Annotated in this window: 21 protein-coding genes; 12 read left to right on the top strand and 9 right to left on the bottom strand. The window is 60.8% G+C overall.

Annotated elements, in window-relative coordinates; all coding sequences use genetic code 11:
* The first annotated feature begins 1 nt into the window (after position 1).
* Positions 2–2,344: an aldehyde dehydrogenase family protein gene (locus Q1A20_RS06145; protein WP_299916378.1), complete on the top strand. Its 2,343-nt coding sequence runs from the start codon at positions 2–4 to the stop codon at positions 2,342–2,344.
* Positions 2,345–2,431: 87 nt separating this feature from the next.
* On the opposite strand, the gene Q1A20_RS06140 is transcribed toward Q1A20_RS06145, so the two are convergent.
* The 7 genes from Q1A20_RS06140 to Q1A20_RS06110 form a co-directional block, all read right to left on the bottom strand.
* Positions 2,432–3,751, bottom strand: coding sequence for a pitrilysin family protein (locus Q1A20_RS06140; RefSeq protein WP_299916376.1), 1,320 nt, complete (start codon positions 3,749–3,751; stop codon positions 2,432–2,434).
* Complete coding sequence (locus Q1A20_RS06135) at positions 3,748–5,082, bottom strand: pitrilysin family protein (RefSeq protein ID WP_299916374.1); 1,335 nt, start codon at positions 5,080–5,082, stop codon at positions 3,748–3,750. Before Q1A20_RS06135 ends, Q1A20_RS06140 begins: the two co-directional genes overlap by 4 nt.
* 111 nt (positions 5,083–5,193) lie before the next feature.
* A complete protein-coding gene (locus tag Q1A20_RS06130; protein WP_299400917.1) occupies positions 5,194–5,694 on the bottom strand; it encodes a DUF3035 domain-containing protein in 501 nt (166 codons plus the stop codon).
* 51 nt (positions 5,695–5,745) lie between these two features.
* Positions 5,746–6,231 (bottom strand): signal peptidase II, encoded by a 486-nt coding sequence (gene lspA / locus Q1A20_RS06125; protein WP_299916372.1) that lies wholly within the window; start codon positions 6,229–6,231, stop codon positions 5,746–5,748.
* A gap of 13 nt (positions 6,232–6,244) precedes the next feature.
* The gene (gene purH, locus Q1A20_RS06120) at positions 6,245–7,831 is read right to left on the bottom strand and encodes a bifunctional phosphoribosylaminoimidazolecarboxamide formyltransferase/IMP cyclohydrolase (protein WP_299916371.1); all 1,587 of its coding nucleotides are present in this window, start codon (positions 7,829–7,831) and stop codon (positions 6,245–6,247) included.
* Positions 7,832–7,851: 20 nt separating this feature from the next.
* On the bottom strand, positions 7,852–9,597 hold the full coding sequence (locus tag Q1A20_RS06115) for a heparinase II/III family protein (RefSeq protein WP_299501035.1): 1,746 nt from the start codon (positions 9,595–9,597) through the stop codon (positions 7,852–7,854).
* Positions 9,598–9,716: 119 nt separating this feature from the next.
* Positions 9,717–10,988, bottom strand: coding sequence for a transcription antitermination factor NusB (locus Q1A20_RS06110; RefSeq protein ID WP_299916370.1), 1,272 nt, complete (start codon positions 10,986–10,988; stop codon positions 9,717–9,719).
* A gap of 83 nt (positions 10,989–11,071) precedes the next feature.
* Between Q1A20_RS06110 and Q1A20_RS06105 the strand changes: the two genes are divergently transcribed.
* Positions 11,072–11,263 (top strand): DUF1674 domain-containing protein, encoded by a 192-nt coding sequence (locus tag Q1A20_RS06105; RefSeq protein ID WP_298968442.1) that lies wholly within the window; start codon positions 11,072–11,074, stop codon positions 11,261–11,263.
* Positions 11,264–11,352: 89 nt separating this feature from the next.
* Here the strand turns inward: Q1A20_RS06105 and Q1A20_RS06100 are convergent, their stop codons facing one another.
* A complete protein-coding gene (locus Q1A20_RS06100; protein ID WP_299735573.1) occupies positions 11,353–11,709 on the bottom strand; it encodes a dihydrodipicolinate reductase in 357 nt (118 codons plus the stop codon).
* Between the two features lie 84 nt (positions 11,710–11,793).
* Entirely contained in the window at positions 11,794–12,612 is an 819-nt protein-coding gene (dapB, locus tag Q1A20_RS06095) for a 4-hydroxy-tetrahydrodipicolinate reductase (RefSeq protein ID WP_299916368.1), read from the bottom strand.
* 87 nt (positions 12,613–12,699) lie between these two features.
* On the opposite strand from dapB, the gene rbfA reads away from it, so the two are divergent.
* The 10 genes from rbfA (at position 12,700) to Q1A20_RS06045 (ending at position 19,228) form a co-directional block, all read left to right on the top strand.
* Positions 12,700–13,122: a 30S ribosome-binding factor RbfA gene (gene rbfA, locus Q1A20_RS06090; RefSeq protein ID WP_298968448.1), complete on the top strand. Its 423-nt coding sequence runs from the start codon at positions 12,700–12,702 to the stop codon at positions 13,120–13,122.
* Complete coding sequence (locus tag Q1A20_RS06085; RefSeq protein ID WP_299916512.1) at positions 13,122–13,856, top strand: phosphodiester glycosidase family protein; 735 nt, start codon at positions 13,122–13,124, stop codon at positions 13,854–13,856. Before rbfA ends, Q1A20_RS06085 begins: the two co-directional genes overlap by 1 nt.
* A 107-nt stretch (positions 13,857–13,963) precedes the next feature.
* Positions 13,964–14,875: a tRNA pseudouridine(55) synthase TruB gene (truB, locus tag Q1A20_RS06080; protein ID WP_299400929.1), complete on the top strand. Its 912-nt coding sequence runs from the start codon at positions 13,964–13,966 to the stop codon at positions 14,873–14,875.
* Positions 14,876–15,062: 187 nt separating this feature from the next.
* Positions 15,063–15,551: a hypothetical protein gene (locus Q1A20_RS06075; RefSeq protein ID WP_298968452.1), complete on the top strand. Its 489-nt coding sequence runs from the start codon at positions 15,063–15,065 to the stop codon at positions 15,549–15,551.
* A gap of 90 nt (positions 15,552–15,641) precedes the next feature.
* On the top strand, positions 15,642–16,163 hold the full coding sequence (locus Q1A20_RS06070) for a DUF1643 domain-containing protein (protein ID WP_299916366.1): 522 nt from the start codon (positions 15,642–15,644) through the stop codon (positions 16,161–16,163).
* Positions 16,164–16,270: 107 nt separating this feature from the next.
* Positions 16,271–16,972, top strand: a complete 702-nt coding sequence (locus tag Q1A20_RS06065) for a hypothetical protein (protein ID WP_299400931.1) — start codon at positions 16,271–16,273, stop codon at positions 16,970–16,972.
* A 163-nt stretch (positions 16,973–17,135) separates the two neighbouring features.
* Positions 17,136–17,405, top strand: a complete 270-nt coding sequence (gene rpsO / locus Q1A20_RS06060; RefSeq protein ID WP_011566963.1) for a 30S ribosomal protein S15 — start codon at positions 17,136–17,138, stop codon at positions 17,403–17,405.
* Between the two features lie 174 nt (positions 17,406–17,579).
* Positions 17,580–18,170, top strand: a complete 591-nt coding sequence (locus tag Q1A20_RS06055; RefSeq protein WP_299400934.1) for a LysE family transporter — start codon at positions 17,580–17,582, stop codon at positions 18,168–18,170.
* 71 nt (positions 18,171–18,241) lie between these two features.
* The gene (locus tag Q1A20_RS06050) at positions 18,242–18,670 is read left to right on the top strand and encodes an ion channel (RefSeq protein WP_299916363.1); all 429 of its coding nucleotides are present in this window, start codon (positions 18,242–18,244) and stop codon (positions 18,668–18,670) included.
* 30 nt (positions 18,671–18,700) lie between these two features.
* Complete coding sequence (locus Q1A20_RS06045) at positions 18,701–19,228, top strand: hypothetical protein (RefSeq protein WP_299916361.1); 528 nt, start codon at positions 18,701–18,703, stop codon at positions 19,226–19,228.
* Positions 19,229–19,378 lie beyond the last annotated feature (150 nt).

The following is a 19,378-nucleotide window of genomic DNA, read 5'->3' as shown; positions in this document are numbered from 1 at the left end:
CATGACCGTCTCCGAGATTTTTGAAACGATGGACTATGGGGTCGCCCCGGAAAGCGCGGCGGAGGCACTGGCATGGCTGGTGGATCAGGGCGACCGGTTTGGTCACTTCATCGATGGCACCTTCACCGACCCGGGCGCCGGTTTTGACAGCCGCAACCCCGCAAATGGCGAGGTCCTTGCCACCCTCACCCAGGCAACGCAGGCAGATGTGGATGCCGCCGTCCGCGCCGCCCGCAAGGCACAGGGCAAATGGGAAGGGCTCGGGGGTCCTGGCCGTGCGCGTTACCTCTACGCGCTGGCGCGTCTTCTGCAAAAACACAGCCGCCTTTTTGCGGTTCTGGAATCGCTCGACAACGGCAAACCGATCCGCGAAAGCCGTGATATCGACGTGCCACTGGCACAGCGTCATTTCTATTTCCACGCGGGCATGGCGCAGCTGATGGAGGACGAACTGCCAGACCGCGCAGCGCTTGGCGTCTGTGGTCAGGTGATCCCGTGGAACTTCCCGCTGCTGATGCTGGCATGGAAAATCGCGCCCGCCCTGGCCATGGGCAACACCGTTGTGCTGAAACCGGCCGAATACACATCGCTCACCACCTTGCTCTTTGCCGATATCTGCCGGCAGGCCGGATTGCCGAAAGGGGTGGTCAACATCGTGACCGGTGACGGCGCCGTGGGCGAGATGATTGTCGCTGCCGATGTGGACAAGGTGGCCTTCACCGGTTCGACCGCCGTGGGACGCCGCATTCGCGAGGCCACCGCGGGCAGCGGCAAGGCGCTCACGTTGGAGCTGGGTGGTAAATCCCCCTACATCGTGTTCGATGACGCTGATCTGGATTCAGCCGTCGAAGGGCTGGTGGATGCGATCTGGTTCAACCAGGGTCAGGTCTGTTGCGCCGGGTCCCGCCTGCTGGTGCACGAACCGGTGGCCGAAATATTCTATGCGAAACTGCGCGCGCGGATGGACAAGCTGCGTGTTGGCGACCCCCTCGACAAAAGCATTGATGTCGGTGCCATCGTCGATCCGGTTCAGCTGAAAAACATCGCTGAGCTGGTCGCGGCCAACGCCGCCGGGCACACCCATACGGCTGCCACAGAATTACCCGCCCAAGGCAGTTTCTACCCACCCACCCTGATCACCGGTCTGAACCCCGCCGACACGCTGATGCAGGAAGAGATCTTTGGCCCGGTGCTAGTCTCAACCACTTTCCGCACACCGGCGGATGCCGTGGCCTTGGCCAATAACACCCGCTACGGGCTGGCCGCGACGGTCTGGAGCGAGAACATCAACCTTGCACTCGACATTGCGCCGAAACTGGCCAGCGGCATTGTCTGGATCAATGGCACCAATCTGATGGACGCCGCCGCCGGGTTTGGTGGTGTGCGGGAAAGCGGCTTTGGGCGTGAGGGCGGATGGGAAGGTCTGTCAGGATATACCCGCCCCAAAGAGGCCGGGAAGTCCCTGAAAGAAATCAAGGCTTTCTCCGGCGAAGGCGCACCAGCCGATCCCATCGACCGTACGGCAAAGCTCTACATTGGTGGGAAGCAATCACGGCCTGACAGCGGCTACTCCGCACCCGTTTGGGGTAAGTCAGGGGCGCTGCTGGGACACGTGTCGCTGGCAAATCGCAAGGATCTGCGCAACGCGGTCGAAGCGGCACAAGCTGCCAAAGGATGGTCCAAAACCACTGGGCATCTGCGCGCGCAAATCCTCTACTACATCGCGGAAAACCTCTCCGCCCGCGCGGATGAATTCGCCAAAAGGCTTGATGATATGCAGGGCGGCAAGGGGGGCCATAAGGAAGTGGATGCCGCCGTTAAACGCCTTTTCACCTATGCCGCCTGGGCCGACAAATACGATGGCCAGGTGCACGGCGTGCCCATCCGCGGCGTAGCCCTCGCCATGAAAGAGCCCGTTGGCGTTATCGGCGCCATCTGCCCGAACGAAGCACCCTTGCTGGGTCTCATTTCCTGCATGGCACCTGCGATGGCGATGGGCAACCGGGTTGTCCTGAGCGCGTCTGAACCCTTCCCGCTCGCAGCGACCGATTTTGTCCAAATCCTCGAAACCTCGGATGTGCCCGCAGGGGTCGTGAATATCCTCACCGGATCACACGCTGATATCGCGCCCCATATGGCCGCTCACATGGACATCGACGCGGTTTGGTCGTTTGGTGACAAAGGGTTGAGCGGTCAGATCGAGAAGGCCAGCGCCAGCAACCTCAAGCGCACCTGGGTCAACAACGGCATTGGCCGCGACTGGATAGGTGCAGCGGGTCAGGGCAAAGAGTTTCTCGAAGCCGCAACAGAAGTCAAAAACATCTGGGTGCCTTACGGCGAGTAAGGCCAGATACTTGCACCAACACTCGGCCCGCCCGGGCCGAGGACATGTCGTGGCGCGTCAGCGCCGCCTTTTGACAATATGAACCGGTCAGTTTGCCGGTGTGCTTTCCAGACCCGCAGGTTGGCCAACCACCACGAAGTGCAACCCGTCGGGATCAAGCAATTCCCCCGCAACGCGCTTCACATCCTCCAGCGTCACCGCCTCAACCCGGTCATTGCGCGTTGCAATATAGTCAATCGGCAAGCCGGACATCTGCATGCCCACCATGATTTGCGCGATGGGGCCGTTGCCATCAAAACGTAGCGGATAGGCGCCGGTCATATAGGTCTTTGCGTCATCCAGTTCCGCCTGTGTTACCCCTTCGGCTGCCGCCTTCGACCATTCTGCGCGGATCACCTCTATCGCCTGAGCGATCCGGTCATTTGCGGAGCTCACCGACCCCAAATAGGTCGCGGCAAGGTCCTTTGGCACCAGGTAGGAATATACACCGTAGGTCAGGCCGCGCTTTTCCCGCACCTCTTCCATCAGGCGGCTCTCAAAACCGCCGCCTCCGAGAATCTGGTTCAGCAGGGTCGCCGCGAAATAGTCCGGGTGCTCCAGCGGGATGCCCACGTGACCGAACAAGGCAACGGACTGGGGGGTGTCGAAAGGCACAACCGTGACGCCACCCGGAATGGTGATCTCCGCCATGGGCGGCATTGGCGCGCCCTGCTCCGGCAGCCCGCTCAGCAACTCATCCATCAGTACGGCGAGTTCTTCCGGGGTGATATCGCCCACGGCACCAATATAGATCCGGTCCTGCGCCAACACCGCCTTATGGGCGTCCAGCAGATCATCGCGGGTCAGAGCCGTCACGCTTTCCTCGGTCCCGCTCAAGGACGACGCATAGGGGTGATCCCCAAAGGCGATCTGGTCAAAACTGCGCCCGGCAATATCATTGGGATCCTTGGCCTCTGACCTGATGCCGGACAACACCTGCTGGCGCACCCGTGCGATGGCTTGCGCATCAAATCGCGGCTCTTGCAGGGCGGCCCGCAGCAATTCAATCGACGCATCGCGATTTTCTGTCAGAAACCGGGCGGAGACCGAAAGAGAATCGTCGCTTACGTCAAACCCGAAACTTGTCGCCAGCGCTTCGGTCTCGCGCGCAAAAGCCCGCGCATCCATCTCCCCCGTCCCTTCTTCCAGCAGGCCGGTCATCAGGTTGATCGCGCCACGTTTGCCGGGTGCATCCAGCGACGCGCCCCCCCGAAACCGAATTTCCAACGCGACAAAGGGAATCGAATGGTCTTCGACCAACCACGCGGTCAACCCCGCATCAGACTTCACTTCCTTGATGTTTACTTCTGCACCGGCAGGCAGCGCCAAAACCACAAGCGCGCAGAACGACAGGATTAAACGGATCATTGTGTCACCTCTTCACGCATCAACCAGCCCGTGACCGACGCACGCCTATCAAACACATCGCGCGCGGCCTGCATGATATCTTCCTCTGTCACAGCCTCCAGAATATCCGGCCAGGCCTTCACATCCTCGATGGTCAACCCAGAGGTCAGCGCCTGACCATACCGGTTGGCAATGCGGTCCACGTCATCGCGCGCATAGATCTGATCCGCACGGATCTGCAGCTTGATCCGGTCCAGCTGTTCCGGATCCACGCCATCGATCAGAAATTGATCCAGCGCGACGTCCATCGCATCCTCAGCCTCCTGCAGGCTCACACCCGGTCTTGGTACAACGATCACATTAAACGTCGTGTCGTCCAACCGCACACCGCTGTAGAAAGCTGCGGAATAGGTGGCGATCTCTGTGTCGAACTGCAAAGCATCCGCCAGATAAGACGTTGTACCCCCGCCCAGAATCTCGGCAAGGAATGTCAGCGCCGCAGCGGTTTCCTGTGCACCGGGATCCCGTTCTGGCGCCAGATAGGAGCGTCTCACGTAGGGTTGCGCCACCCGGGCATCCCGGAAAATCAACCGCCGTTCCGCGGTTTGCGGTGGTTCTTCGGTACGCAACCGTTCGGGCAGGTCGGGATTCGCTGGGATCACACCATAATATTTATCTGCCAGCGTCCGAACCTCCGCGGGCGTCACATCCCCGGAGACCACAAGAATTGCATTGTTGGGCGAATAATAGATCTCGTAAAACCCCAGCGCGTCTTCCATATCCAGCGTTTGCATCTCGTGCATCCAGCCGATGATCGGCACACCGTAGCGGTGGTTAAGATATTGCGCCGCGCTCAACTGCTCGCCAAAAAGTGCACCGGGGCTGTTTTCCGTCCGCTGATTGCGCTCTTCGATGATCACGTCCCGCTCGGTCAGAATGTTTTCCTCGGTCAGTCGGATGTTGCGCATCCGGTCGGCTTCCATACGCATCATCAATTCCAGCCGGTCGGCTGCAACCCGCTGAAAATAAGCCGTGTAATCGTAGGAGGTGAACGCGTTGTCGCGCCCCCCATTACGCGCCACGGTCGCAGACAGCTCGCCAGCTTCCAGCGTGTCCGTCGCCTTGAACAGCAGATGCTCCAGGAAATGCGCGACGCCGGAGGATCCAACAGGCTCATCAGCAGAGCCCGCTTTGTACCACACCATATGCTGAACAACGGGGGCACGGTGATCTTCGACCACAACCACCTGCATGCCGTTATCTAGTTTGAACGTCGTCACCGCCTCTTCGTCGGCGATCAGGAAACCGGGTAAAAGCGCAAAGACTACAGCAAAAACAGGCAATCGGATCATGGGCCGTCCTTTATGTGATCAAAGACCAAAGCATGACCCTCGAAATACGCCACAAGGCCAACGGTTCAAGACCGTTGTCACGAATGTGAGGGATGTTCGCTGAAAAATTGGTTAATTCAGCGGTGGATAGCTTGGTGTTTTCGCCCCGGCGCGGCGCCAGAGGTCTGCCGTGGCTTCGGCATCCAGCCGCTGACGACGGTAGGCCCGATTGTAAAGGTCTTCCGGGAAGAGACGATATTGCGTGAAACGTGACTGCCGACGGCGGAACTCCGCGTCTTCGCGCGCCAGATCCTGGCGGATATCGGGCGTCACACCAAACCGGCTGGCGGCGGTCACCAACGCGCCGTCAGACGCGGGGATGGCGGTCCCCTGCGAGGGGCGGCCCCCCAAGGCCACTACGGCGTCGCTATTCGGGTCCACATCCGTCAGGTTCCCCTGCCCCGGCGTCGGTGTCGGCAACGCGGTCAGATCATCGGGCGTTTGCAATTCGGCCTTGGGTTCAACAATGAATTCATCAGGTCCGCGCGAATTCGACCGCAAATCGCGCAGGCCTTGATTGGCGCAGGCGCTGACACATGCAGTTATCAAAATGAGGGCCAAAATCCGGCTCATATCAGGTCTCCTCGCGAACAACTCGTTGATACGTCATGCATGTGGGCAATGTCACTGGCCTTTTTTGGGCTTCGTCTTGGGGTCGGGCGCCAGAAACACCAGCGCAATCGCACCGGCGAAAATAAACACATCCGCCAGATTGAACACAAACGGATTGTCGATGCCGCAGCAGGACATGTTCAGAAAGTCCAGCACATAGCCATAAAGCAACCGGTCCAGCACATTTGCCAGGGCCCCGCCGACCAGAAGACCCGCCCCAATCTGGGGCCAGACCCCCAAATTCTGCCGCCAGGCCCAGATTACGACCGCACAAGAGATCACAAGGGCCAGGGCAATCAGTACCCACTTGCTGGCATCCGGCGCATCGCCGAAGAGGCCAAAATTGATACCCCGGTTTTCGCCGTATCTGAAATTGAGAATGGGGGGCAGCACGTCGATGGCTCGAATGCGCCACAGCTCCATCACATGGATCACGAGGTATTTACTCGCCTGATCAAGGATAAATGCCGCCAAAGCAGCCCAACCTAGGATGCGCATGATGCGTCCTTTCTCAGTGCCGGAAATGGCGCATGCCGTTGAAAACCATGGCGAGCCCGGCGTCATCCGCCGCCGCAATCACATCATCGTCCCGCATTGAGCCACCGGGCTGGATCAGCGCCGTGGCCCCGGCCTCCGCCGCCGTGATCAACCCGTCTGCGAACGGGAAAAATGCATCCGATGCCACGACCGACCCCTGCGTCAGGGGGGCAGGCAGACCCATCGCCTCGGCCATATCCTGCGCCTTGCGCGCGGCAATGCGCGTACTGTCCACGCGGCTCATCTGTCCGGCGCCAACACCGACGGTCGCGCCGTCCTTGACGTAGATGATCGCGTTGGATTTCACGTGTTTCGCCACCGTCCAGGCAAAAAGCAGATCCGCCATTTCCTGATCCGACGGCTGCCGTTTCGTGACAACCTTCAGATCATCCATGGCGACGCGCCCCACATCCTTGTCCTGCACCAGATAGCCGCCCGACACCTGCCGCACCGCCAATGCCGCCGTCGCAGGGTCTGCCAGGCCATCGGTTGTCAGCAGACGTAGGTTCTTCTTCTGGCTAAAAATATCCATTGCACCGGCATCCGCGCCGGGCGCGATCACCACTTCTGTAAAGATGCCGGTGATCTCTTCGGCAGTGGCTGCGTCCAGGGGCTGGTTCAACGCGATGATCCCGCCAAAGGCCGAGGTGCGGTCGCAGTCAAACGCCCGCGTGTAGGCCTCGGCCAGCGTCGCGCCTCGCGCCACTCCGCAAGGGTTCGCGTGTTTGATGATCGCACAGGCCGGACCCTGCGCAGGATCGAATTCACTGACCAGCTCAAACGCCGCATCGGTGTCGTTGATGTTGTTGTAGCTCAGCTCCTTGCCCTGATGCTGCATGGCGGTTGCGACACCGGGCCGTGCCGACCCATCGGTGTAAAACGCCGCCTGCTGATGCGGGTTTTCGCCGTAGCGCAGCGATTGCGCCAAGGCACCGCCAAAGGTCCGGCGCCGCGGTGTGCCGTCCACCTCACCCGCCATCCATGTGCTAACCGCCGTGTCATAGGCTGCGGTGCGCGCATAGGCCGTCTGCGCCAACCGCTGACGCAACGCATATGTCGTCTGCCCGTCCTGTGCGGCCAGCTCGTCCAGCACGGCGCCATAATCCTCCACATCCACGACCACCGTGACAAACCCGTGGTTCTTCGCCGCCGACCGGATCATTGCAGGCCCGCCAATATCGATGTTCTCGATCATTTCAGCATAGGGCGCGCCCTTTGCTAAGGTGGCCTCAAACGGATAGAGGTTCACCACCACCAGATCGATGGGCCCGATGTCATGCGCCTGCATGGCTGCCACGTGATCATCATTGTCGCGCAGCGCCAGCAACCCGCCATGCACCACCGGGTGCAGGGTCTTCACGCGCCCGTCCATCATTTCCGGAAATCCGGTCACGTCGGCGACGTCACGCACCTCCAGCCCGGCATCGCGCAGCGCTTTCGCGGTCCCGCCAGTGGAGAGCAGCTCCACCCCACGCGCCGCCAGAGCCTGGCCGAAGTCCACCAGCCCCGTCTTGTCGGACACAGAAAGAAGTGCGCGGCGCAGCGGAGCGAGGTCGGTCATGGGTGTCAGGTCCTTTAAGGCTATTCGGTCAGATCAGGCGTATCCTGGCTCAGATCCCGCACGCCAATCGCAGTTTCCTGCGCCTTGGACAAGGACCAGCGGACACGCGTGGCGTATGACATAGCCTTACCCGAAAGGACAATCTGATTTGCACCGCGCGGCTTCAATCGCCCGGTTTCCAGATAAACCGACGGCTGCAGGGTCAGATTTTGCCCACCATCGTGGCGAAACACCCAGATCTCACCACTTTTCAAGGCCATGGACACCGCCGCCCCGCCCAGATCAAGCGTCGCATCCACCTCCGGGTGCAGATGGAACCTGATGTCAAAGGCGATCCCCTGCAGCTGCGTCGCATCCAGCGCCAGATCGAACCGGCGTTTCTCGCCATCATCAAGCGCCAGCAGCATATCTTCCCCGGCCATCGCGCGGCCGTCGAATGTCATCTCCAGCGTGCGTGCATGGGTCAACCCATGGGTACTGGCAAATCCGTTGTGCCCGCCCTGAAACCGCAACCCGTCACTGACATGGCCAATCTCGATGGGCACTTTCGTGGGCGCCTCGATCAATTCCTCGCGCCCGGTGGCCCGGTCCACATCCCCCAAACGCGCGCTGGAATAGCCATCCAGCGACAGCGTCGAATGCGACGGTGTGGCCCGCCCGGCACGGCGCCACTCCGGCCCGAATGACCGGCCCGAGCCGCAGTTGACCACGAGCGGCCGACGCCCCGAGGTCAGTTCCAGCGCGAGGGTCGATGCATGGGCATTATAGGACGCGCGGCCTTTGGGCGGCTTGCTGGCATCGATGATGACGCTGGTCCGCCCGGCAGAGAGCCGCGCAAACCCCATCGACAACCCATCCGGCTGCCGGGTCTTGACCTTTGCCTGCGCCAGCGCGTGATCCAGCCACCCTTCAGGACCGCGCCCGCCCCCATGGAACCGCGCCAGCGCACCATCGGCGTGGCGCAATGTGCGCAGCGTTGGCGCAATCCGTTCAATGGCCTCCAGATGTTCCTCGGGCGTGGCATGCCCCGCATCTGACAGTGCCGCCGCCGCCCATGTCAGCAAGGTAAAAACGTCCAGTAATTCTTCGGGGTTGCGCGTCGGCAGACCACCCTGATGATCGATCTGCGTGCTGCATTCCCGGGCCAGCGCATTCACCGCCGGCATCGCCACTGTCTCCATCCCTTCCAGCGACAACCCCGCGTAAATCAGACCCGTCAAGGCCTCGAACCGGGGCAATCCGCTTGCCGCGCCATGCCAGCGTTTGGCCAGAAAATGGGTCTGCTGATGCAGGCTGCGGTAAAATACATCGCTGTCGGGGGCGTCATTGCCCTGCAGCATGAAGAGCGCGTGGTTGATCCAGCGGATGAGCCGCCGTCCCGTCAGATCCGGCGTCCAGCCCGCACCGCGCCCACGCCCGTAGCGGTCAATCCAGCCCCACAACCAGCGCCGCGCCGCCGCCCTTGCGGGCAGGTCTCCCACTGCGGCCAGATCGTCCAGCCAGGCAAAGCCATGAATTTCCTGTTCATAGTCAACGTTGGGGGCAGGCAGGTCCCAGAGGTCAATGTCTTTGTGCTCCAAGAGGTGACCGGCAAAGAGAAAATTTCCCGCCAGCAGTTGCCGCCCCTTGGCGAAGCTCCCGATTGTGCGGGGTTCTGGTGAGGATACGAACCCCACAGCCTGCGCGCGCATCCGGCCCGCACGCGCAGCGTGCCAGCGGTTTAGAAAATGCACCTTGCGGGCGGCAAAACTTCTGGTTTCGGACATGTGGGTCTCTGCCTGGGCGCGCTCTGACGGCGCTTTGCGGCATGTTAGCGCGACAGGTTGAGCGAGTCACCGGAATATATTTGATGTCGTCAGATTTTGCCCGCTGCAGAGCATTACCTTCATGCGGTCTTGCGCAAACACACCATGTAAAAGCCATCCATACCGCCGAGAACAGGCCACAAGTCAGGCCGCAGCCGCAACCCGCCTTCGGTTGTGCGCCATGCCGCGTCGACGCCGGGGCGGTCGAGCGCTGCTTCGTCGGTCTGCATATCCGCATGGCGCGCCAGGGCCTCATCCACCTGCACTTCACCTTCATCCGGCAGCAGCGAACAGGTGCAAAAGACCATGCGCCCACCCGGTTTCAGCAGGGACCACGCGTGATCGATCAATTGCGCCTGCAGGTCGATCAGATCCGCGAACTCCGAGCCGTCTTTGGCATGGGGCAAATCCGGATGGCGCCGGATCGTGCCCGTCGCAGAACAGGGCGCATCGAGCAGAATGGCGTCATATTGACCGGTCGCCTCACGCGCGTCCTCGACGACCAAGCGCGCCTTGAGGCCGGTGCGCGCAAGGTTGTCTCTCAACCGTGCCATCCGGCCCGCAGAATCGTCAACGGCGGTGACATCGGCACCAGCGGCGGCCAGTTGCATCGTCTTGCCACCCGGTGCGGCGCAGAGATCCAGCACGCTTTCACCCGCTTGCGGCGCAAGGATCTGAACCGGCAAAGCCGCCGCCGCGTCCTGCACCCACCACTCTCCCGTAGCAAATCCAGGCATGGCTGACACCTGCCCGGCGTCCTTGATCCGCACCGACCCTGTGGGCAGAACCGTACCACCTGTCGCCGCCGCAACCGCCGCCACATCGTTTTTGGCAGTTAAATCCAAAGGCGCACCGGCAAAATGCGCGGCTTCCATCGCCGTCATCGCCTCTGGCCCCCAGGCCTGAACCAACGGCCCGCGCAGCCACTTGGGCAGTCTTGGCGACCGCAGCGCGTTCCAGGCGTCGGGTCCATCCGCCGCGATTTTGCGCAAAACCGCGTTTGTCAGCCCCTTCAGATGACCCAACCGATTGTGACGCGACACCAGTTCAACCATCGCATTCACAACACCATGCGCCGCCGCGCCCTGGCAAAGCTCCACCGTGCCAACACGCAGTGCATTGCGCACGGTCAGGGGTGGATATTTGTTGAGATGTTTTTGCAAAAGCCGATCTGCACGCTCCAGACCACGCAATGTATCCTGAGCCAGTCGCGCGGCCCGCGCGCGGTCCTCCACGGGTAACTTGTCGAGAACCCCCGCTCCCATCAGCTCCGACATCAGCCGCCCCTCGCCCAATATCTGGTCAAGCAGGTAAACGGCGCTTCTGCGTGCCGGAACGCCGGTGTCGGACATCTCAGTGGCTCCTTTGGTGGTGGCGGGTTGTCTGCGCCAATGTGCGGCGTATATCAAGGGCAGACCCATCGGAAAGTGACCAAATGGCTGACGACGCAGAAAACCATGAGCCGCCCCAACTGCCCCCAGCGGCGCAGCGCGCATTGGCTGAAGCAGAAGAACGCCGCAAAAAGGCCAAAGCGCTGGATCTGCCACCCGAGCTTGGCGGGCGCGATGGGCCGGAGCCTGTGCGCTATGGTGATTGGGAAAAAAAGGGACTGGCCGTAGATTTCTGAAACGCGTCCGTTGCAACAAACGCCAATGCCCGGAACGGGCGTATCGTGTACGCGCGCAGCGCGTTCCTTTGGATCAAGATTGCGTTAAATCACTTCAGGCGAAATTCAGCGGAATCGCCAGCGCCTTTGTCAGATGTGAATTTGATGCGGTTGTCCTTGGCCTGAACTTCCTGGCAGTTATACCCCAAGGCATCGCCGCCCCAAAAGAGGTCGCGACAGAAATACCCCTCGCGCCACGTCCAATTCCCCGACACAGCCCAGGCCGCGCCGATACCGGAAATCTCGCCTTCGGGGGATACTTCCAGCTTAACAAAAGGGCGCCGCAGCTCTTTACCTGAAATCAGCGACACAAACTGCGCCTCGCTGTCCACCTTGGTGAATTCAGCCGCCGCAGACGTCCCGATCACAAGGGCGATACTCGCAGTCATCAAGAAAGTAAGGCGCATCTTCACAGGCTCCGCATATGTGCTTTGAAAAAGATACGTGGCGCAGACCCATTTGGTTCAAAAACAATGCCTGCCACCAGCAAATTATTGCTCAGACAGCCCCAGCACATCGAGCATGTCATAATGCCCCGGCGCTTTGCCCTGCGTCCAAAGCGCGGCCTTCAAAGCGCCGCGCGCAAACACCGACCGATCCGAGGCCACATGCCGCAGGGTGATGCGCTCACCCGCTGCGGCAAACATCACGTCGTGCTCCCCCACGATGTCGCCACCTCGGATGGCCGCAAATCCGATCTCACCGCGCCTGCGCGCACCGGTAATCCCATCGCGCGCACGGTCCGAGACATCCTCCAGCACAACACCGCGGCCTTCGGCGGCGGCTTCACCCAGCATCAACGCGGTGCCTGAGGGCGCATCGACCTTTTGGTTGTGGTGCGCCTCGATCACTTCGATGTCGTAATCTGCGTCCAGCGCCGCAGCCACCTTTTTGGTCAATTGCACCAGAAGGTTGACACCCAGGCTCATGTTCCCGGCCCGCACGATCAGCGCACCCTCCGAAGCAGGGGGCAGCTCCGCAATCTCATCTGCGGTCATGCCCGTCGTTCCGATTACATGCGCCACATTGGCCTGCGCTGCGGCTCTGGAAAACGCAATCGTGGCTGCAGGTGCCGTGAAATCGATCACGACGTCAGCGTCGCCGAGCACCTCGGCGATGTTCTCAACCACCTTCACGCCGGTCTCAGCGCCCCCCATCGCCGCGCCCAAATCGCGCCCCAGCCAAGCGTGACCAGATCGCTCAACGGCCCCGATCAGATGCGCGCGCGCCGAAGCCGCGATGGTCTCGACCAACATCTGGCCCATGCGGCCGGAAACGCCTGTCACCACCATTCCCATCGACTTGCTCATGCCATGCTCCGTTTTCCGCTGAACCCGCCCTGCTTATCGCGGCAGCACTTGCTTGGCAAAGGGACGATGACCGCTTAGATGACCTCTATGGGAAAGAACAAGTTTCACGAGGGCGCAGGCCCCTCACAAAGACAACTCAGAGTTGGAGAGCTGATCCGGCGTGCCCTCTCTGATGTGCTGGCACGCGGCGATGTGCACGACCCGGAGCTGAACCGTTTGTCGATCACGGTGGGCGAAGTGCGCACCTCGCCCGATTTGCGGATTGCGACCGCCTACGTGCTGCCTCTGGGTGGACAGGGCCGGGATGAGGTGATCGGGCTGCTGGCACGCAACAAGGGCGAGCTGCGGCGCGTTGTTTCCAAGAAGCTGTCGCTGAAATTTGCCCCCGATCTGCGCTTCCAGCTCGACGAAACTTTCGACCGGATGGATGAGACGCGCGAAATGCTCAACCGCGAGGACGTGCGGCGTGATACGGGCAACGATGCGTCCGAGGAGCGCGGGCCGGAATGATGCGCTTGGCGTTGGCTGGGGCTTTTGCCGTCATGGCGCAGACCGCCGCGGCCGTTGAGTGCCAGTCCATCACTTTCGACGACACGCAATACACTGTGTGCGAGGTGGATGCCGCGCAAGAGGATCTGCAACTGTTTCTCTACGATGAAACGGGCGCGGTTCTGGGGCACTTTCTTGCCATCGACCGCGCGCTGGCGCCGGAGGGCAAACAGCTGAGCTTTGCCATGAATGCGGGCATGTATCACGAAGACCGCGCACCCGTTGGTCACTACCTCGAAGATGGCGAGGAAGTCATGCGCGTGATCGAAAGTGCCGGGCCGGGCAACTTCGGGTTGCTGCCGAACGGTGTCTTCTGTCTGCGCGAGGGCCGTGCGGACGTGTTTGAGACATCTGAGTATGTGCGCGACGCACCTGCCTGCGAGGATGCCACCCAATCCGGCCCGATGCTGGTGATCGACGGGGCGCTGCATCCCCGGTTTCTGGCCGATGGCACCTCGAAATTCATTCGCAACGGCGTCGGCACCTCTGCGGACGGGCAGCGGGTGGTCTTTGCCATCTCCGACGCGCCGGTGAATTTCTACGATTTTGCGCGGCTTTTCCGGGACCAGCTGAAAACGCCGAATGCGCTCTACTTCGACGGCAATATCTCGCGGCTATATGCGCCGGACCTGAACCGCAATGACATCGGGTTCCGGCTGGGCCCAATCGTCGGCGTTGTCGCCCCGTCGGAATAGGCGAAACACGAAACGATCGCGGCGAAAGACTGCAGAGGCGCGAAAAACCTCTGGCCCCGCAGGCATTCGCTCGCTATGGGGCCTGTCGCAGAACCAATGAGGACACCATGGGACGCAGACGCAATGGCAGAGAGATTTCCGGCTGGCTGGTGGTGGACAAACCCGCCGGGCTGACCTCCACGGCGGTGGTCAACAAGGTGCGTTGGGCGCTGGATGCCAAGAAAGCGGGTCACGCAGGTACCCTTGACCCCGATGCGACGGGGGTTCTGGCCGTGGCCCTTGGGGAGGCCACAAAAACCGTGCCCTACATAACCGATGCCCTCAAAGCCTATGAATTTATCGTCCGGCTTGGTCAGGCGACCAATACAGATGACGCTGAGGGTGAGGTCATAGCTACCAGCGATCTGCGGCCCACCGACGAGGAAATCAAAGCGGTTCTGAGCACATTCATTGGCGACATCGAGCAAGTGCCGCCGCAGTTTTCCGCCGTGAAGATCGACGGCGAACGTGCCTACAAACGGGCCCGTGATGGCGAGACCATGGAGATTGCCGCTCGCCCGCTCTATGTCGACAGCCTGCTGTTGATCGACCGACCGGATGAAGATCACGTGACCCTGGAGCTGACCTGCGGCAAGGGCGGCTATGTGCGGTCCATCGCCCGCGATCTGGGGAACGCGCTTGGATGCTATGGCCATGTACGCGCATTGCGGCGCATCTGGTCCGGCCCCTTCGAGGCCGACGACGGCATCACGCTGGAACAGATTGAAGAAATCGCCCGCACTTCGGCGCTCGACGGCCACCTGCGTCCCGTCGAAGAGGCCTTTGTCGACATGGCCGAGGTCAAGGCCACGCCAGAAGGAGCCACGCGCCTGCGCAATGGCAATCCCGGCATGGTTCTGGCGACGGATGTGGACTACGGCGAGGAGTGCTGGGCCTCCTACGAAGGGCAGGCCTTGGCCATCGGGCGCTACAAATCCGGCGAGCTGCACCCGACACGTGTGCTGAACATAAAGAACTGATCGGTTCCGAATATTACAATCTGTCGCAAACCTCGCGCCGATGTCAGCAGATTTCGGTGTTTATTACAGAAATTATTACGAAAATCAGCCTCTCGGTAAGCCCTGTGTGAGGAGACTGCACATCGCAGGCGCGCACTGCCATATCGGGGTCAGACGCAAACTTCTGATCCAACATGGAGATACCGACATGCAACGCACACTGCTCTCGATCCTAACCGCCGGCGCCTTTGCCACCATCGCATTCGATACCTTTGGCCAAGCGCTCAGCCCGCTCTTTGGCTACGCCAAACTGGCCCCCGTTGGCCTTGCCGGTGCCACGCTGAAATCCGTCTTTGGCGCTGCACCTTCCGGCGCGGCCTACCTGCTGCACACGGTCACGGGCCTGCTCTTCTATGTCATCGGATATTTCGCCATTGCCCGGCCGATCCAACGGGCGGTTCTGCCGCAATTGCACTGGAGCATCACTGCGGCGGTCTATGGCGTGGCACTATGGGTCTTTGCCCTTTACGGCATGGCGCATCTGGTCGCAGGCATGAAACCGTTCCTCGGCTTCACCGGCATCACCTGGGTGGCGCTCTGGGGTCACGTGGTCTACGCGCTTGTCGCCGCCGCCGTGCTGGAACTGCGTGGCGAGGTGTTTGACCTGCCCCGCAAGCGCGTTGCCGCCCTGGGATAATCACGGACTAAACTGCTACACAGGCCGCCCCGACCGGGCGGCCTTTTTTGCGCTCTTGCCATGGATTGACCGCGCTGGCATCACCCGCGCATGCTGATCCGAACCCATGAAGACGCCGAAAAATGGTCCGAAGCGGTCTATTCAGACTGCGGATCCTATCGCTACAGCCTCACCCGGGTGTGGGACGGCAATGGACCCCGCGTGAATTTCGTGATGCTCAACCCGTCGAAAGCGGATGAGATCAAGAACGACCCGACGGTGGAGCGGTGTGAGCGGCGCGCACGGCATCTGGGGTTTGGGGCCTTTCGGGTCACAAATATATTCGGCTGGCGCGACACGGATCCATTTGCCATGCGGCGCGCCAAGGCGCCGGTTGGCCCGGAAAACGATGAGCTCCTGCTCGCAGCGGCCCGATGGGCGGATCAGATCATCGCCGCCTGGGGGGTGCATGGCGCCCATCGGCAGCGCGGGGAACAGGTCGCGCACTTGCTGCGCCAGGCCGAAATTAAGATGTTCCATCTGGGTCTCACCAAGAAGGGACACCCGCGCCATCCGCTCTATCTGCCATACGCCAAACAACCCGAACCCTGGATCGCTGCGGACGGGCATTAACCTGTTGGTGAGGATTTCCACCTAAAAAAGCGCATAAGGGTGCGCAAGTGTCGGCAAAATTGCCGGTGTAATGCGTTGTGTGGGTTGCGAAGAAAAGGTGTTGAGTCATGCTGTGGTTGGCTGGTTTGATGGGGTTGGCCGGTGTCGGCGCGGCGTCTTTCGTGGGTCTGAAGTCTTCTGAAATCGAAGAGGAAGACGAAGTGCTCGAAGCAGAAGAAATCCACGCTGATGGTGCCACCGACATGCTGCAAGAGATTCACACGCAAAGCGACGCCGCTGGCGGTTTGTTGGCCTCGGGAACCGAATTCGTTGAACCAGAAGCTGCCCCGGCCTCCACCACAACGGATGGATGGGGCGACGACATCCTGAACGAGGTCATGGCGGAATTCGACACAGCAGAAGGCCCCGCCGCGCCCGAACCGGGCACCACTAACGTTCAGCCCTTGATTTTGCAGGATCCGATCCCGGACGAACTAGAGGAAGAAAACGCCTTTGACCTCTCCCTGTCCGACTGGATCACTGAAAGATCGGGTGCCGAAATCCTGGATTACTCCGCCGAGACAGAAAGCCTGATGCTGGTTTGGGACGATACGGATGCAGGAACCATCGAACCCGACGTCGATGTTGCACCGGATCCAGACGATCCGGAGGTCATGCAGGTTTCGATGAATGGCGAAAACGTGGCCGAAGTATATGGCGATGCGGAGATGAGCGTTGCCGATCTGACGCTGATCCCGCTGAGCTCCGCCATCATCATTGGTCTGGCGCCCGCAGTGGCGAACTTCCGGACGCAAAGCCGCGCGGTCTGAGCGCAGGATTTCACAATTCAGCATTTGCCATTTCCCGGTGCTGCGTCTATACGCGCGCATCGCCATCGGGAATCTATTGTCTTTGGCGATTTCTCCACGGGCCTGTGCTGGACGACATCCCGGCCTGCGCCATTCCTGAAACTCTTTTGAAAAGGAGACCCCGATGTCGATTACTGCTGAAGAAAAAGCCCGCGTCATGAAAGAATTCGCAACCAAAGAAGGTGACACAGGGTCGCCCGAAGTTCAGGTTGCCATCCTAAGCTCGCGCATCGCGACGCTGACAGAGCACTTCAAGACGCACAAGAAAGACAACCACGGTCGCCGTGGTCTGCTGAAGATGGTCGCAACCCGTCGTAAGCTTCTGGATTACACCAAAGCCAAGGACGAAGCGCGCTATCAGGATCTCATCAAGCGTCTGGGCCTCCGGAGATAATCCCGGAGACAAATCGCAGCGCGATTTTCTCCGAGTGCGGACAAGTGGGTTTGCGTGGCAAACCTGCGGTCCAGCACCCGGTTCAGTTTGAGAGCAAACCACGCCCCATCCGGCGTGGTTTTTTCATATGCAAACAGACCTTTACCGCGGCAGGCGCCACCCTATGATCCGCCCATGTTGACCTTCGCCGCTGCCGTCTTCTTCCTGATGATCACACCCGGGCCCGGCGTCCTCTCCACCGCAGGTGTGGGGGCGGCTTTTGGCGCGCGTGTCGGCACACGCTACGTTGTGGGCCTCTTCATCGGCACCAATCTCGTCTGCGTGGCCATCGTCAGCGGGTTGACCGCCGCGATACTGGCGGATGATCGTCTGCGCACCATCCTCTTTGCCGCCTCCATCGCCTATCTGACCTACCTTGCCTTTCGCATCGCCTTTGCGGGCAGCAGGATCGCCTTTATCGAACGGGCAAGCCCGCCGGGCATTGTCGGTGGCATCATGTTGCAGGCCATCAACCCCAAAGCCTATGCCGTCAACACCGCCCTCTTCACCGGTTTCGGTTTCTGGGCCCAGAATCTGACCGTCGAAATCGCCCTGAAATTCCTGATTGTGAATGCAATCTGGATTCCCATTCACTTCACATGGCTCTGGCTTGGCATCACCCTGCGCCGCATGAACCTGCGCCAACGCACCCAACGCATGATCAACATCGCCATGGCACTCTCGATGATGATGGTGGTTGTCCTGGCGGCCCTTGCCCAGATCTGAGAGCGTTGGACTTCCCCGAAATGACCTCGTAAACCAATGCGGGTCGCGCAACTGAAAACATGGGATCATCGATGCTTGTGCTTTTCCAGATCGTCCTTGGCAGTGCGGTGCTGTTGATCTGCGCCATGCTGCACATCCTTGTCATCGCAAGGATGATCCGTCACCTGCGCACCCATGAATACTTCTCGCCAGACAGGAGCACGCGCTATCAGATCGTGACGGTCTGCCTACTGTTTCTGGTCCTGCTCGGCTCCCATACGGTGCAAATCTACATCTGCGCCTTTTCGCTTTGGGTGATCGGCGCATTACCCGGATATGAAGCACCGATTTACTATTCCCTCGTCACCTATACCACCGTGGGCTACGGCGACGTGGTGCTCAGCCCCGGGTACCGGATCAAGGGCGCGATGATTTCGGTCACCGGTATTTTGATGTTCGGCATGACCACCGCCTTTGTCGTTGGCCTTTTTTCCCGCATTCTGGGCGAAAAAGAAGTGTGACGCCGACCCGCGCGGCGCTATCTCCCAAGCATGTGTGATCTGCCGCGTCTTGCACTTTCCGTGCGCCAGCCTTCCGCCTGGGCGATCATTCACGGCGGCAAGGTGGTCGAGAACCGGTCGCTGGGATCGATCCGGGCGGGCCGGATGGTGCCGGGCCGCATCTGCATCCATGCCGCCACGGGCCTGAAAGAAGATGAGTTCCGCTATCTGCATTGGCGGTTGGCCCAGCACGGCGTGACCTGTCCCAGACCGGACACGCTGATCCGCGGCGCAATCATCGGCACGGTTGAGGTGACCGAGATCATCACCGAAAGTGACAGCGAATGGTTTGGCGGCGAGGCAGGCCTGCTGCTGTCGAACCCCAAGGCCATCGACCCCATCCCTGCCAGCGGGGCGCTGGGGTATTTCGTATGGACGCGCGGTCAGAACTTTGCGCCGGTGAAACCCTGGATGCGACGGTTCGACCGCGCCAATGCCGATATGGCGACGGGTGAGCTCTTTCCAGACGCGCAGCCCTCCTACAAAGAACCACCGCAAAGGCCTTGGCGCAAAGGCTGAACCTTGCGTAAAGCGTCCCTTTCCAAGCCCCCCATTCTCGTGTACGTACGCGCAATCTGAAAGCCGGCGCCCGGACCTCAGCGCCAGATAAATAAGATACCGAGGTCAGGGGGAATACGCCCCCTATGCAAATGGCCAATGGGCCAACTT

Origin of the sequence: uncultured Roseobacter sp., from assembly GCF_947501835.1 — a bacterium.
Classification (GTDB): domain Bacteria; phylum Pseudomonadota; class Alphaproteobacteria; order Rhodobacterales; family Rhodobacteraceae; genus Roseobacter.
The sequence above is the reverse complement of the archived record's forward strand: the minus strand, read 5'-3'. Positions and strand labels throughout refer to the sequence as shown.